At 62.4% G+C, this 12,612-nt stretch carries 15 protein-coding genes; 11 read left to right on the top strand and 4 right to left on the bottom strand.

Annotated elements, in window-relative coordinates; genetic code table 11:
* Positions 1-122: 122 nt before the first annotated feature.
* Complete coding sequence (locus tag FJ972_RS09780) at positions 123-2,591, top strand: membrane-bound PQQ-dependent dehydrogenase, glucose/quinate/shikimate family (RefSeq protein WP_140522242.1); 2,469 nt, start codon at positions 123-125, stop codon at positions 2,589-2,591.
* Between the two features lie 108 nt (positions 2,592-2,699).
* Here the strand turns inward: FJ972_RS09780 and FJ972_RS09775 are convergent, their stop codons facing one another.
* Positions 2,700-2,972, bottom strand: a complete 273-nt coding sequence (locus tag FJ972_RS09775; protein ID WP_181165225.1) for a hypothetical protein — start codon at positions 2,970-2,972, stop codon at positions 2,700-2,702.
* Between the two features lie 363 nt (positions 2,973-3,335).
* Here FJ972_RS09775 and FJ972_RS09770 point away from each other — a divergent pair, with 363 nt between their 5' ends.
* From FJ972_RS09770 to FJ972_RS09755, 4 genes are all read left to right on the top strand, one after another.
* The gene (locus FJ972_RS09770) at positions 3,336-4,178 is read left to right on the top strand and encodes an HlyD family secretion protein (protein ID WP_246674168.1); all 843 of its coding nucleotides are present in this window, start codon (positions 3,336-3,338) and stop codon (positions 4,176-4,178) included.
* Positions 4,175-5,773 (top strand): DHA2 family efflux MFS transporter permease subunit, encoded by a 1,599-nt coding sequence (locus FJ972_RS09765; protein WP_140522246.1) that lies wholly within the window; start codon positions 4,175-4,177, stop codon positions 5,771-5,773. The genes FJ972_RS09770 and FJ972_RS09765 overlap by 4 nt, the downstream gene beginning before the upstream one ends.
* A 101-nt stretch (positions 5,774-5,874) precedes the next feature.
* A complete protein-coding gene (locus FJ972_RS09760; RefSeq protein ID WP_181165226.1) occupies positions 5,875-6,039 on the top strand; it encodes a hypothetical protein in 165 nt (54 codons plus the stop codon).
* A gap of 145 nt (positions 6,040-6,184) precedes the next feature.
* Positions 6,185-6,628 (top strand): PPC domain-containing DNA-binding protein, encoded by a 444-nt coding sequence (locus FJ972_RS09755; protein WP_140522248.1) that lies wholly within the window; start codon positions 6,185-6,187, stop codon positions 6,626-6,628.
* 19 nt (positions 6,629-6,647) lie between these two features.
* On the opposite strand, the gene FJ972_RS09750 is transcribed toward FJ972_RS09755, so the two are convergent.
* The gene (locus FJ972_RS09750) at positions 6,648-7,256 is read right to left on the bottom strand and encodes a cysteine hydrolase family protein (RefSeq protein WP_140522250.1); all 609 of its coding nucleotides are present in this window, start codon (positions 7,254-7,256) and stop codon (positions 6,648-6,650) included.
* Positions 7,257-7,494: 238 nt separating this feature from the next.
* Between FJ972_RS09750 and FJ972_RS09745 the strand changes: the two genes are divergently transcribed.
* The 3 genes from FJ972_RS09745 to FJ972_RS09735 are packed head-to-tail and all read left to right on the top strand — an operon-like array spanning position 7,495 to position 9,348.
* Positions 7,495-7,911, top strand: coding sequence for a GFA family protein (locus tag FJ972_RS09745; protein WP_140513577.1), 417 nt, complete (start codon positions 7,495-7,497; stop codon positions 7,909-7,911).
* A 44-nt stretch (positions 7,912-7,955) separates the two neighbouring features.
* Positions 7,956-8,918: an ATP-dependent DNA ligase gene (locus FJ972_RS09740; protein WP_246674116.1), complete on the top strand. Its 963-nt coding sequence runs from the start codon at positions 7,956-7,958 to the stop codon at positions 8,916-8,918.
* 13 nt (positions 8,919-8,931) lie between these two features.
* A complete protein-coding gene (locus tag FJ972_RS09735; protein ID WP_140513578.1) occupies positions 8,932-9,348 on the top strand; it encodes an HD domain-containing protein in 417 nt (138 codons plus the stop codon).
* Positions 9,349-9,425: 77 nt separating this feature from the next.
* Here the strand turns inward: FJ972_RS09735 and FJ972_RS09730 are convergent, their stop codons facing one another.
* Positions 9,426-9,764, bottom strand: coding sequence for a DUF427 domain-containing protein (locus FJ972_RS09730; protein ID WP_318012459.1), 339 nt, complete (start codon positions 9,762-9,764; stop codon positions 9,426-9,428).
* A 361-nt stretch (positions 9,765-10,125) separates the two neighbouring features.
* On the opposite strand from FJ972_RS09730, the gene FJ972_RS09725 reads away from it, so the two are divergent.
* On the top strand, positions 10,126-10,407 hold the full coding sequence (locus FJ972_RS09725; protein ID WP_140522252.1) for a hypothetical protein: 282 nt from the start codon (positions 10,126-10,128) through the stop codon (positions 10,405-10,407).
* 99 nt (positions 10,408-10,506) lie between these two features.
* On the opposite strand, the gene FJ972_RS09720 is transcribed toward FJ972_RS09725, so the two are convergent.
* On the bottom strand, positions 10,507-11,124 hold the full coding sequence (locus FJ972_RS09720) for a flavodoxin family protein (protein WP_140522254.1): 618 nt from the start codon (positions 11,122-11,124) through the stop codon (positions 10,507-10,509).
* A 149-nt stretch (positions 11,125-11,273) separates the two neighbouring features.
* Here FJ972_RS09720 and FJ972_RS09715 point away from each other — a divergent pair, with 149 nt between their 5' ends.
* Together FJ972_RS09715 and FJ972_RS09710 are read left to right on the top strand one after the other, a co-directional pair.
* Positions 11,274-11,987: an MgtC/SapB family protein gene (locus tag FJ972_RS09715; RefSeq protein ID WP_224618017.1), complete on the top strand. Its 714-nt coding sequence runs from the start codon at positions 11,274-11,276 to the stop codon at positions 11,985-11,987.
* Positions 11,988-12,149: 162 nt separating this feature from the next.
* A complete protein-coding gene (locus FJ972_RS09710; RefSeq protein ID WP_140522256.1) occupies positions 12,150-12,536 on the top strand; it encodes a hypothetical protein in 387 nt (128 codons plus the stop codon).
* The last annotated feature ends 76 nt before the right edge of the window (positions 12,537-12,612 follow it).

The raw sequence follows: 12,612 nt of genomic DNA, 5'->3' as shown, positions 1-12,612 counted from the left end.
CGGCGCGGAATGCTCACAAAATGGTGAGTTGGGAGCACCCTCGAAAACCGCGGCCGATCGCAACCATGCGGGACGGCCAGCGTTCGAAACAATCATGAGCCTGTCGTAATGGAAATGCTGTCATGACTTCTGCCAATCCGAATCTCGCGGACAGGCGTCGCTCCGGCGTCGCCTTCTGGTGGACTATGTTCGTGGGTGTGCTGCTGGCAATACTTGGTCTGCTGATCGGCGCAGGCGGCGCCTGGCTCGTCGCGCTGGGCGGCTCCTGGTACTATTTGCCCACCGGAGTGGCTCTCCTGGCGGCGGGTGTTTTGCTTTTGAGCGGCAATGCCGCCGGAGTCTGGCTCTACGTCCTGAACTGGATCGCGACGCTCGCCTGGGCTTATTGGGAAGTTGGCATGGACGGCTGGGGGTTGATGCCCCGGGTGCTCGCGCCGACGGTCACCCTGATCTTCGTTCTTTTGACCTTGCCTGCCTTTCGCGCCGGGCACGCGAAACGGGTTCGCGACCGCGGCTGCGCGACCGCATCCGCTGCCCTTTTCATTGTCGGCTGCGCGATCGGGCTTCAGCATTTCACGCCCTCGGCACAATCCCAGGAGGCATCCCCGGTTGCCCCGGTCACGCCACCCGCCGCAGGAAGCGCATCTGGTCAGTCTCCGGTCAGCCCTCAGCCCGATGTCGCGATACACCAGGCTGGACCGAATTGGCCCGTCTATGGCGGCTCGGAACTTGCCACCCGCTATTCGCCTCTCAAACAGATCACCGCCGACAACGTCGCGAAGCTGACCAAAGTTTGGGATTTCCACACGGGCGATATGCCAAGCAAGGCGGCGACCGACAAATACTCCCCGGAAAACACCCCCCTCGAAGTGGACGGGCACCTGTTTGCATGTTCGGCCAAGGGCATCGTCATCTCGGCCAACGCGGCAACCGGCAAGGAGGAGTGGCGCTATGATCCGAAGGTATCCGACGCCGCCATCCCATACGGCGCCAGTTGCCGGGGCGTCGCCTACTACGCCGTTCCAGGCGCAAGCGCCGATCGACCATGCGCAACACGCATCTTGTGGGGCACGCTCGATGCAAGGCTGATTGCCATCGACGCCAGGACCGGGAAGGCATGTGGCGATTTCGGCCAGCAGGGCGTCGTCGATCTCACCCAGGGGCTCGGCAAGACCGTGCCCGGCTGGTATTCGGTGACGGCGCCTCCGACCGTCGTGCGCGGCATTGCCGTGCTTGGCGCCCAGGTGCAGGACGGCCAGGCCGAGGATGCGCCGTCAGGCGTCGTGCGCGGCTATGACGTGATGTCGGGGAGACTGGTCTGGGCTTGGGACATGGGCCATCCGGACCGCACGGGCGCACCGCCCCAGGGCGATACCTACACGCGCGGCACGCCGAACATGTGGACCGTAGCCGCCGCCGATCCGCAGCTCGGCTATGTCTTCCTGCCGCTCGGCAACGCCGCCGTCGACTATTACGGCGTCGATCGCAAGGACTTCGAAAACCAATACAATTCCTCAATCGTCGCCATCGATGTCACGACGGGCAAGCCGGTCTGGCATTTTCAGACCGTCCATCACGACCTTTGGGACTATGACCTCGGTTCGCAGCCGACACTCGTCGATTTTCCGTCAGTCAATGGAAAGGTTCCCGCAATCATCGTGCCCAGCAAGCAGGGCCAGATCTATGTGCTCGACCGCAAGACCGGAAAATCGCTGTTCCCGGTCGAAGAACGGCCGGTGCCGTCGGGCGGCGTCGAACCAGAGAAATTGTCCAGGACGCAGCCTTATTCCGGCTATGCCCATCTCGACCAGCCTGTGCTGACCGAGAAGGATATGTGGGGCATGAGCCCGCTCGACCAGCTCTACTGCCGCATCCAGTTCCGGCAGGCTTCCTACCAGGGCGAATATACGCCCCCCACGGTGGACAAGCCTTTCATCGAATATCCCGGCTACAATGGCGGCTCCGACTGGGGAAGCGTCGCCGTCGACACCGATGCCGGCATCCTGGTCGCCAATTACAACGACATGCCCAACTATGATCAGTTGATACCGCGCCAAAAGGCGGACCAGATAGGCTTCAGGTCGATCGAACAGGGCGGCGCTTCGAAAAGGGCCAAGGACATGGGTGACCCGCAGATGGGTTCGCCGTACGCCATTGCCGTCAACGCGGGCTGGCGCCTCTCGACGGGGCTGCTTTGTTCCGAGCCGCCTTACGGCCATATCCGTGCCATCGAGTTGAAGACAGGCAAGACGCTCTGGGACAAGCCGCTCGGCGAGGCGGTCGAGAATGGCCCCTGGCGCATCCCGTCCATGCTGCCGCTGGATATCGGCACGCCAAACAATGGCGGGCCGCTCGTGACCGCCGGCGGCCTGATCTTCATCGCGGCGGCGACGGACGACAAGCTGCGCGCCATCGACATCAAGACCGGCAAGGTGGTCTGGCAGACGGATCTGCCCGCTGGCGGCCAGACCACCCCGATGACCTATGAGGTCGGCGGCCGGCAATATGTCGTCATCGCGCCCGGCGGTCATCATTTCATGGAGACGAAGGTCGGCGACGACGTGATCGCCTATGCGTTGCCGGCCGACTGATGGCGCGCCCGGCGTGGCCCGGACTGGCTTGCGCTTGTCGGCTGGCAAAGCGTGACCCCGGCCGTCAGCTCCCGTGATTTCTGGGGAACCTTGCCGGGATGAGCAGGTTTAGCTGCCTGAGACACTCCAAATTCGTCGGAAGGAGCAGCTCATGAGCAACGATCCCGACAAGGAGGGGCCTGTTTTTCCGCAGAGGATGCGCGGCAAGGCGAGATTATCCTGCGAACGCGAACGCGCCGTATCATCTTCATTGCGGGACTTGTCGGCATCGTGCTGGTGATGATGCTGCTGCACTTCGCCTAGCGCGGCCGGCCACAAACGCTCAATCTGAAACAGGAACTTTTTCGGACGCGGGTCCGTTGATTTACGTCCTTCCAGCACGCGGCCTTTGCCGCACCAACCCTACCGCGGACCGCTAACGTGGACACGAACTCTCCAGACGTCGCACCGGTCGACGAAAGACCTCAAACAAAACGTCGCCCCGATGCACGACCGAAGCGCGCCTCGTCGCGCCCACAACCGAAACAGGACCTCGATGCTTCCGCCGGGAACAAAGAGGGCCTGTTCGGCTCGCTCAGGCGGCACCCCTACGTCACCGCCGCGGTCATCCTTGTTCTGCTGCTGGCATCGGCCGCAGCGATAATCTGGTTGCTCCAGGCGCGACAGTATGAATGGACCGACGATGCCTTCATCGACGCCCGTACCGTAACCATAGGTGCCGAAATCGCCGGCCGCATCACCGATGTGGCGGTGACCGACAATCAGAGCGTAAAGGCCGGCGATGTCCTGCTGCGCATCGATGACAGGGATTATCAGGCATCCCTCAAGCAGGTTCAGGCGCAGGTGGCGCAGGCCGACGCCGAAACCGCTGACATCGCAGCCCAGATTGAAGCGCAGCAGGCCAAGGTGGACCAAGCACAGAAGCAGGTGTCGCAAGGCCGGGCAGCGCTTGATTTCGCGAAAGCCGAAAATCAGCGCAACAGCGAATTGCTTGCCAAGGGAACCGGAACGCTGCAGCAGGCGCAACAGGCTGCCTCGACGCTTCGCCAGGCCCAGGCGACGCTCGACAGCTCGCAGGCGAACGTCGTGGCGGCCCAGAGACAAGTCGCCGTCCTCGAGGCCCAGCGCAAAAGCGTGGCGGCAAAACTCGACCAGGCCCATGCCAGCGAAGAGCAGGCCCGCACCGCGCTTTCCCGCACCTCGATCACCGCTCCGGTGGCCGGACGGGCGACGAACATATCCGCCGCCGTGGGCGCATATGCCCAACCGGGGCAAGTGCTGATGATGTTCGTGCCCGAGGACGTGTGGGTGAAGGCCAACTTCAAGGAAACACAACTCGACCTTATGCGGCCTGGCCAGCCCGTCGAGATCGATATCGACGCCTACCCGGAGCAGACCTTCAGGGGCCACGTCGACAGCATCCAGGCCGGCAGCGGAACCGCTTTCAGCCTGCTGCCCGCAGAGAACGCGACCGGCAATTTCGTCAAGGTGGTGCAGCGCGTGCCCGTCAAGATCGTCTTCGACAAGAAGACCGGCCTGCTGCTCGGGCCCGGCATGTCCGTCGTGCCGACGGTCAAGGTGCGATGACCGGCCAGGCGACCGCGCAAGCCGGCGAAAGCCGGTCCGCCGCGGGCGGGCGCAATCCCTGGCTTATCGCCATCGTCGTCTCCATCGCCACCTTCATGCTGGTGCTCGATACGTCCATTGCCAATGTGGCGCTGCGCAACATAGCCGGCAGCCTCGCGGCCGGAATGGACGAAAGCACCTGGATCATTACCACCTATCTGGTCGCCAATTCCGTCATCATCCCGATCAGCGGCTGGCTCGCCGGCGTGATCGGCCGCAAACGCTACTACATGATCTGCGTCGCTACCTTCACCCTCGCGTCGCTGCTCTGCGGCCTCGCGCCGAACCTGGAAATGCTGATCCTGTTTCGCATCCTTCAGGGGCTGGGCGGCGGTGGGATGGCGCCCAGCGAGCAATCGATCCTCGCCGATACTTTCCCGCCCGAAAAACGCTCGCAGGCCTTCGCGCTCTACGGCATCGCCGTCATCGTTGCACCGACGGTCGGGCCGACCATCGGCGGCTGGCTGACCGACCATTTCTCCTGGCATTGGATCTTCTTCATCAACGTGCCCTTCGGCATCATGTCGTTGGCCCTTGTGCAATGGCTGCTGGTCGAACCAGACGTGCTGGAGCGCGAGCGCCAGGAGAGGCTGAAGGATGGCCTCAAGATCGACTGGATCGGCTTCATCTTCGTCGTGCTGGCGCTCGGATCCCTTGAGATCTTCCTTGACGAGGGCCAGCGCAACGACTGGTTTGCGTCGGGCTTCATCACGACATTCGCCGTGATCTCGGCCGTCTCGTTCTTTTTCCTGATCCCCTGGGAGTTTCGCCATCGCGATCCGATCGTCGACATGCGGCTGGTTTTCACCCGCCAGTTCGGCACATCCTTCCTGGTGATGATGGCGGTCGGCGCGGTGCTGTTCAGCACAACGCAGATATTGCCGCAGCTCCAGCAGACCACCTTCGACTACACCGCGACGCTTTCGGGACTTTCGATGATGCCTGGCGGCATCGCCATGCTGATGCTGATGCCGATTTCCGGCTTCGCCTCCGGCTTCGTGCAGCCGAAATACCTGATCATGATCGGCATGTCGGCGGTTGCCGTGGGATTGTGGCACCTGACTTCACTGTCGCCGAATGCCGGTTTCAGCTATTTCACCTATGCCCGCATTTTCATCACGGTAGGGCTTCCCTTCCTGTTCATCCCCATTTCGACGGCCGCCTATGTCGGCCTGCCGCCGCAAAAGACCAACCAGGCCTCGGCGCTGATCAATGTCGCCCGCAATATCGGCGGCAGCGTCGGCGTATCGCTCTCCAACACCGTCGTGGCGCAGAACGCACAACTGCATCAGACCCATCTGATCGGCAACACGGCGCAGTCCTCGCCTGTCTATCAGCAGATGCTTCGGCGCATGACTGACTATTTCGTCGCTCAGGGCTCGCCCGCGGTCGAGGCGAAAGTCCAGGCGGTCGGCTGGATTGGCCAGACGATAGGCCGGCAGGCGACGCTTCTGGCTTACGTGGACTTGTTTCGCTACTCCGCGATCGCGACCGCCCTGCTCGTGCCGCTCGCACTTTTGCTGCGCTCTCCCAAGTCGAGTTCCTCCGCGAAATAGCTTCTACCGAGGCAGGCGCTCCTTCGAGCAAGGCAGTTTCATGGAACCGGGCGGCGCTTGTCTGGTTACGTCCCATGACACGGAAAAAAGGAGACAGACCGATGGCCAAGGAAAAGATCCGGCCACAAGACGAAGATCGCGAAGCCGTGCATCTGGCCGAAACGACCGACGTCTCGCCCAAGCAGGCGAAAGATCTTATCCGCAAGCACGACAACGACAGGAAAGAGGTGAAAAAGGAAGCCAAGAACTTCAAGGCTGAGGGGTAGGCGTTCGGGCGGATACTGCCAGCCGCTTCGACGCCGCGCGCCTGCCGCAATATGGAACCGGGACGCGAACGGTTCGTTCGAATAAGTGGGCCGGCCTGAAAATTCACCGCCAAGGTTTCTGCACCTTGGCCACAGGACAACGGCAATGAAATCGAAACTGGTTTCGAAAGTCGCGGGACAGAGGACCTTCGTGGTGGTGCTCGAGCCTGGCGAAGAGGCGATTGGCGTGCTCACTGCCTTTGCCAGCGAAGAACAGATCGACGGCGCATCGCTGACCGCGCTCGGCGCGTTCGAGCGAGCAGCGGTCGGTTGGTTCGATTTCGAGGCAAAGGACTATCGCAAGATACCGGTCAACGAGCAGTGCGAGGTTCTCAGCGCGATCGGCGACATTGCCTTGGGCGATGACGGCAAGCCCAGCCTCCACCTGCATGCCGTGCTCGGACTGAGCGACGGAGCGACGCGGGGCGGACATCTGCTGGGCGGCGTGGTGCGACCGACCCTGGAGGTCACACTGGTCGAGTCCCCCGCTCATCTGCGCCGCACGAAACACGCCGATCTCGGCATCGCCTTGATCGACCTGAGCGCCTGACCTGGACATTGCTTCGAGATCAGGTCCAGTTGGAAAGAACCGTCTCCATCTCGACCGTTTCGACCTGCTGCGCGAACCGCTGATGATAGACGGTCATCAGCGCGTCGTGTGTTGCATCCGAAGAGCTGCACAGGGCATCCGTCACCAGAACCACGCGGTAGCCGATATCGATCGCGCCAAGCACTGTCGCCAGAACGCAGACGTCGGTCTCGCCGCCGGTGATGACGAGAGTGTCGATCCGGCGGGATGAAAGCAGCGTGTGCAGATGCCCTTCGGGCCACGGTGAGTAGATGTGCTTGTCGACAACGATCGCCGGCGGGCAGCATGCCGCCAGCGGCGGCAGGAGTTCGATCATCTCCTCGCCGATCCTGTCGATGGTCATCGATGCCCAGCGTTCATAGTACCGCTTCCAGGTGCCGGTGCCCTGCCCCGGGCGTCGCGCCGGAAGGAAGCGAGTGAAGATCGTTTGTGAAGGATATCTTTCGGCAAGGCTGACGATCCGGGGAAGGACACGGGTGATCCAGGGTGTCGCCCACTCCGACGGCTCGGCGAACAGCCGCTGCATGTCGACACACAGATGGGCACAATGATCGCCCAGAGGTCCATATGCCAGACCCGGAGCCGACATCAGCAGCGACCCGCTTTGTCGTCTTCGGCGTCGAGCCGGCACAAGGCGGCCAGGGACGGATACCTGAACGCACATGCCAGCCGCATAGGGGTTCCGTTCAAGTCGACATCCTTGCGCTAGTCCCCAGTTTCTCGAGTGCCGACCAAACGCGAGGCAGCGAAACTCGTTCCCCTCGGGCTCTCGGAAACCACATCATCGGTGGAACGTTGACCAGCATCGAGGTTCGAGAGATCGGCCAATGGTCGCGCAGCAAGAAATGAGAGAACGAACCGGGGGGTGCCTGTGCGGCAACGTCCGCTATCGCACCATCTCCAGGCCGCGCGCTCACTATTGCCACTGCGACATGTGCCGACGCTCGACCGGCAGTGCGTTTGCAGTCCTGGCGTGGGTACCATCGGCCAGCTTGCAATGGCTTTCCAACAAGCCTTTCGGCCGCAGGTCATCACCCATCGCACAAAGAAGCTTCTGCCGCGACTGCGGATCGCCCATCGCGTTGGCCTACGATGCATCGCCGGATGAGATCGCCCTGCATGTCGGAACCTTCGACGATCCCGCCGATCTCGAGCCAGGCTACAATTACGGATCCGCGCAACGGCTCGGATGGACATGCTGCGGTGTGGACCTGCCGCACCACGACGCCGAAGAGCGGTGGTAGAGGCCGTGGCCGCTGCTTTTCCGCTGCCTTTGGATACCCGCCCCATGGAGGCCAAGGCGGCCGACGCACTGCCGGGCGACGACGGTCTCTGGCAGTATGAGCCGAAGTGGGACGGATTCCGCTGCCTGGCCTTCAAAGGCGCCGCAAGCGTCGATCTCAGGGCCAAGTCCGGCAAGCCGCTCGGCCGGTATTTTCCGGAAATAACGACACTGTTGCGCGATCTCGATACCCAGTCTTTCGTTCTTGACGGCGAGATAGTCATCGAGGTGAATGGCGATCCTTCCTTCGAGGCCTTGCAGATGCGGCTTCACCCTGCCGAAAGCAGGATTCGCATGCTGAGCGCGCAAACCCCGGCCCGTCTCGTCCTGTTCGATATTCTCGCCGATCCGGACGGGGGGATCATGCTCGACAAGAGCTTGACGGAACGACGGGCCGCGATTGAGCGCTTCGTCATGAGGTCGGGCGTTTCCTCGTTGCGGTTGTCGCCGCGCACCACCGACGTGACCACCGCCAGGCGCTGGCTGGGCGAGGCCGGCCACGGCTCCACCGATGGAGTTGTCGCCAAACTGCTGATGGACCCTTATCGGCCGGGCGAGCGCACCATGATCAAGGTGAAGCGGCTGCGCACCGCGGACTGTGTCGTCGGCGGGTTCCGCTACCTGACGGGCAGCAGCCAGGTCGGATCCCTGCTGCTCGGTCTCTATGACGACCACGGCAAACTCGACCATGTCGGGTTTACGTCGACGATCGGCAAGGACGACAGGGCAGAAATTACCGCGAAGCTCGAGAACCTGAGAGGCGGACCCGGCTTTACCGGCAAGGCTCCCGGCGGGCCGAGCCGCTGGAGCACCGAACGCAGCGGGGAGTGGGAGCCCGTGCGGCCGGAGTTGGTGGTCGAAGTCCGTTTCGATCACGTCACCGGCAATCGGTTTCGCCATGGAACGAAACTGCTGCGATGGCGGCCGGACAAGGCGCCCCGGCAATGCGGGTTCGAACAGATTGAATGAAGGGAGGCTGGCAATGAGCATGCTCTACCGCGCGGCCAAGATTGCCGAGGACGCGCATCGATCGCAGACCGACAAGACCGGGCAACCCTATATCGAACACTGCAGGCGCGTGGTCGACACGGTCGAAACCCTTGACCAGAAGATCGTGGCTTATCTGCATGACGTCCTCGAAAAAGGGGAAGGCTGGACAAGGACAAGGCTGAAATCGGCGGGGTTTGGTCCCTCGATTGTCGCTGCGGTCGATGCGCTGACGAAGAGGCCTGGCGAGAATGAAATCGCTTTCGTGCGCCGGGCTGCGTCAAATCCCCTGGCGCGGCCGGTCAAGCGTGCGGATCTGGCCGACAACCTGTGGCAAGCGCGGCGGGCCGGGATTCCCCTCGCGAAATTTGAAGAGGGCCTGCGCATTCTCGACGAAGACCGCGCAGCGTGAAGGCGACCTGGGCCCGGTGTCATCGCACGACAACCCAATGGAATCGGTTCCCTTGGATAAATCCTGCCGCTGTCCTGCTATTCCACTATGTGAGGCGTGTGGCGCTCGTCTTCAGCGGGATCGGCGTCTATGCGAGCCTTGCCGGGATCGAAGGCGGCGTGGCGAGCAAGCACCCGGACAGGCGCCTCGGGCTCTTCATACGCCCACATGAAATCATCCGCCGATCCGCCAACGGCATGCACGCGCCAATAGCTCGCAGTGCCTTTTGGCGATATCGAGGTGGTATCGGTTTTCTCGAGCAGGTCGAAATAGATGTCCTGGAACGGGATGTAGAACACAGGATCCCTCCCCGTTTCCTGGACCTGCAGCGCATGTTCGGTGGAGGCGATGATGGCGTCGGAGAATCTGACAGTCACCGTTCCATGGAAAGGCTGAATATGGAGATTGTTTCCCGACGGTGATCGGGGCTCGGCTGAAGGGTTCATTTGAGTGTCTCTGAGATTTCCAATCGGTAAAGTTCAAGGGCGGTCTCAAAGGCAAAACGAGGTAATGCGGGATTGGTTGCGCGAATGCGGCGGCTACCCCGCGATGCTGCATCCCAGGCCCAAGGCGGAACACCAACCGATCCCGCTGAGAGGAACAATGGGCCGGGTCGGCGGTTATCCGTTAGCCTTTCCGATTCCACGACCCATCAGGATAGCCGAGTTCTGGCGGCGGAAAGCGACACCTGGTGACAAAGGGGCCACATGAGGCACCCGTTCATATCGGAGACATGAGATGGAACCGCGCAAGAAGCAACGATCCGAACAACGGGACGAAACTGAAGCCCCGGCAATCCAGCAGGCGGACTGGGATGCAATCAAGGGCGGCGGGGTTCTTCCAGACAAGGTGTCCGACAATGTCGACGCCGTCGTCGACGTCGAGAAGGAAGGCGACCTGCCGGAGGAGGACGATGACAACGCCTACCAGAACAGCGACGAGGCATTGCCCGATGACGAAGAGGAAGGTGCCATATCGCGCGATCTGGCCAGGCGAGCCGGGCCTTTTGACGAGCCCTGACCCCAAGGGCGCCGACACTGATCTTGCTGGCGCCCGGCAACCATCGAGTGGCCGATGGTGTCAGGGCAACGGGCACTCTGTGCCGCCACGAAAATCTCTTCACTTTCCGACGCCGCGATACTGCCTTTCCTTCAGCACGCTGGCCAGATGGGCCGCATTCGAAGCCGTCATTTCGATCATCTCGACCACGGCTTCCGGCGTTCCGGGCAGGTCGACATAGTTGACGTCGCCCATAGCCTGCCCAACCCAATACACGCCGCCATTGGCAGGAATCGTGAAGCCGACGTCGTTTAGCGCCTGAAAGCACGCCGCGTGACAGGCGTGAGCGCCGTCTTCATTGCCGACGATCGCCACGATCGCGACCTTGCCGGCGGCCGGCATCCGGCCTTGTTTGTCGGTCTCCGATAGAAACGCATCCATGCGCTCCAGGATGCGCTTGGCGACACTCGACGGCTGGCCGAGCCAGATGGGCAGGCCCAGCACGAAGATGTCGGCGTCGAGGATCTTCCTGCGGAGCTGCGGCCAACCGTCTCCCTCGCCCATGTCCGACAGCACGCCGGGTTTGACGTCATGGTCGAGGGCGCGAACAATCTCGCCGCGGACCCCATGCGGCACCATTGCCGCCAGCAGATCCGCCAGCAGGCGGTCCGTGGACGATTTCTCGGCGTCGTCGGAGGCCTTCAAGGTGCAATTGAGCGCAAAGGCGGTGAGCGGCATGGAAAGATCTCCCGAGTGCGTTCTGTGCCAAACGCAGCGGGACGTCGTGGGTTGCCTGAACCCGACAAGAAGCTTCACCTTCCACCTAGGGAACCATCGAACGCTCCGCGGTGTTGGAGAACGAGCCCGTTGCGTGAGTCGTCCCCGCTATGACCATGCCGCTTCATCCAACCTTGACCGACCTAGCCCTGCGCCTGGCTCTTGCTTTTGTTGCCGGCGTGATCATCGGAATGAACAGGGAAGCCCGCGGCCACACCGCCGGGCTCAGAACAACCATCCTGGTCGGCCTGGCGGCCGCGATCGCGATGATGCAGGCCAATATCCTGCTCGAGGTGGGCGGCAAGGGCCCCGATTCGTTCAGTGTGATGGACGTGCTCCGTTTTCCGCTGGGCGTGCTGACGGGTGTCGGTTTCATTGGCGGCGGAGCCATTCTCCGCCGCGGCGATTTCGTGACGGGTGTCACCACGGCCGCCACCTTGTGGGTCATGACCGCAATCGGCCTCGCCTTCGGCGGCGGGCAACTGGCACTTGGCACAGCGGGGACGGTTTTGACGTTGATAACGCTTCAGGTGCTGAAGCAGGTCGATCTGTGGGTCCCACGAACCCATCATGCGATCCTGGCGATCTCGTCGGCGAACGGCGTTCCGCCTGACCTCGACGCGCTGGTTCAACCGCTGGGCTATCGCTGGCGCTTTCTCGGAATGCAGCACGACATCGAGCGCGGCCGGTTCGTATTCTCCTTCGAGCTGAGCTGGAAACAGCCCGACGCGGCCAAACCCTCCGTCGAGATACTGGCGCGGATCAGTCCGCGCTACGACATCGAACGGTTTGACGCGATCAGCGATAAAGGTCCCCGACCATAGGCAGGGCAGCGATGCGTCCTCGTCCCTGCCTTGGATTCGATCGGAGCCGGAACAAATCCGGACTTCGCGCTTTGAACACGCAACACTGTTCGAGGCGATGGCTTGCTGTCCCTGTCGCGCGTCATCCCGGTCGACCCTCCTCGAACAAGGAAGGAAGATATCATGAATAAGGCAATCATCATCCTGGCGGCACTCACTCTGGCTTTGCCTGCCCATGCTCAGTCCCGAAACGCACCCCTTCCCCCGGACGCACCGGCACCGGAAGCCGTGCCAGGTCAGACCGGCCCCGACCAGGGCATCACCGGACAGACATTCACCAACATAGCCATCGTCGCATTGGCGGACTTGCCACCCGACCTCAAGACCAAGGTCGAGACCGTGGTTGCCCAGACCAGCCAGGAAGACCTTCACGTCCTGCAGCGTTCGGTCAGCGCATCGCCGGAAGCTTCCTCGGTCCTGGCCGCGAATGGACTTGATGCCTCCGAAGTGGTGGCGGCCAACATTGACGGCGACGGCACGCTGACGCTGATCATCCAGACCACGACCTGACGGCGTGGGGCAGAACCCGGTGCTTCGGCGGATGTCCCATTCCCGGTGCCAGGCGGCAACGGTCGAAGGAGGGCGT

The organism is Mesorhizobium sp. B2-1-1 (assembly GCF_006442975.2).
GTDB lineage: Bacteria > Pseudomonadota > Alphaproteobacteria > Rhizobiales > Rhizobiaceae > Mesorhizobium.
Note: the sequence above shows the minus strand (reverse complement) of the source record. Positions and strands in the feature narration are given on the sequence as shown.

Bases quoted from the DNA above. Each gene is read 5' to 3' on its own strand.
- FJ972_RS09780 (WP_140522242.1), top strand. From the start codon at position 123: ATGACTTCTGCCAATCCGAATCTCGCGGACAGGCGTCGCTCCGGCGTC.
- FJ972_RS09765 (WP_140522246.1), top strand. From the start codon at position 4,175: ATGACCGGCCAGGCGACCGCGCAAGCCGGCGAAAGCCGGTCCGCCGCG.
- FJ972_RS09760 (WP_181165226.1), top strand. From the start codon at position 5,875: ATGGCCAAGGAAAAGATCCGGCCACAAGACGAAGATCGCGAAGCCGTG.
- FJ972_RS09755 (WP_140522248.1), top strand. From the start codon at position 6,185: ATGAAATCGAAACTGGTTTCGAAAGTCGCGGGACAGAGGACCTTCGTG.
- FJ972_RS09750 (WP_140522250.1), bottom strand. From the start codon at position 7,256: ATGTCGGCTCCGGGTCTGGCATATGGACCTCTGGGCGATCATTGTGCC.
- FJ972_RS09745 (WP_140513577.1), top strand. From the start codon at position 7,495: ATGGTCGCGCAGCAAGAAATGAGAGAACGAACCGGGGGGTGCCTGTGC.
- FJ972_RS09740 (WP_246674116.1), top strand. From the start codon at position 7,956: ATGGAGGCCAAGGCGGCCGACGCACTGCCGGGCGACGACGGTCTCTGG.
- FJ972_RS09735 (WP_140513578.1), top strand. From the start codon at position 8,932: ATGAGCATGCTCTACCGCGCGGCCAAGATTGCCGAGGACGCGCATCGA.
- FJ972_RS09725 (WP_140522252.1), top strand. From the start codon at position 10,126: ATGGAACCGCGCAAGAAGCAACGATCCGAACAACGGGACGAAACTGAA.
- FJ972_RS09720 (WP_140522254.1), bottom strand. From the start codon at position 11,124: ATGCCGCTCACCGCCTTTGCGCTCAATTGCACCTTGAAGGCCTCCGAC.
- FJ972_RS09715 (WP_224618017.1), top strand. From the start codon at position 11,274: ATGACCATGCCGCTTCATCCAACCTTGACCGACCTAGCCCTGCGCCTG.
- FJ972_RS09710 (WP_140522256.1), top strand. From the start codon at position 12,150: ATGAATAAGGCAATCATCATCCTGGCGGCACTCACTCTGGCTTTGCCT.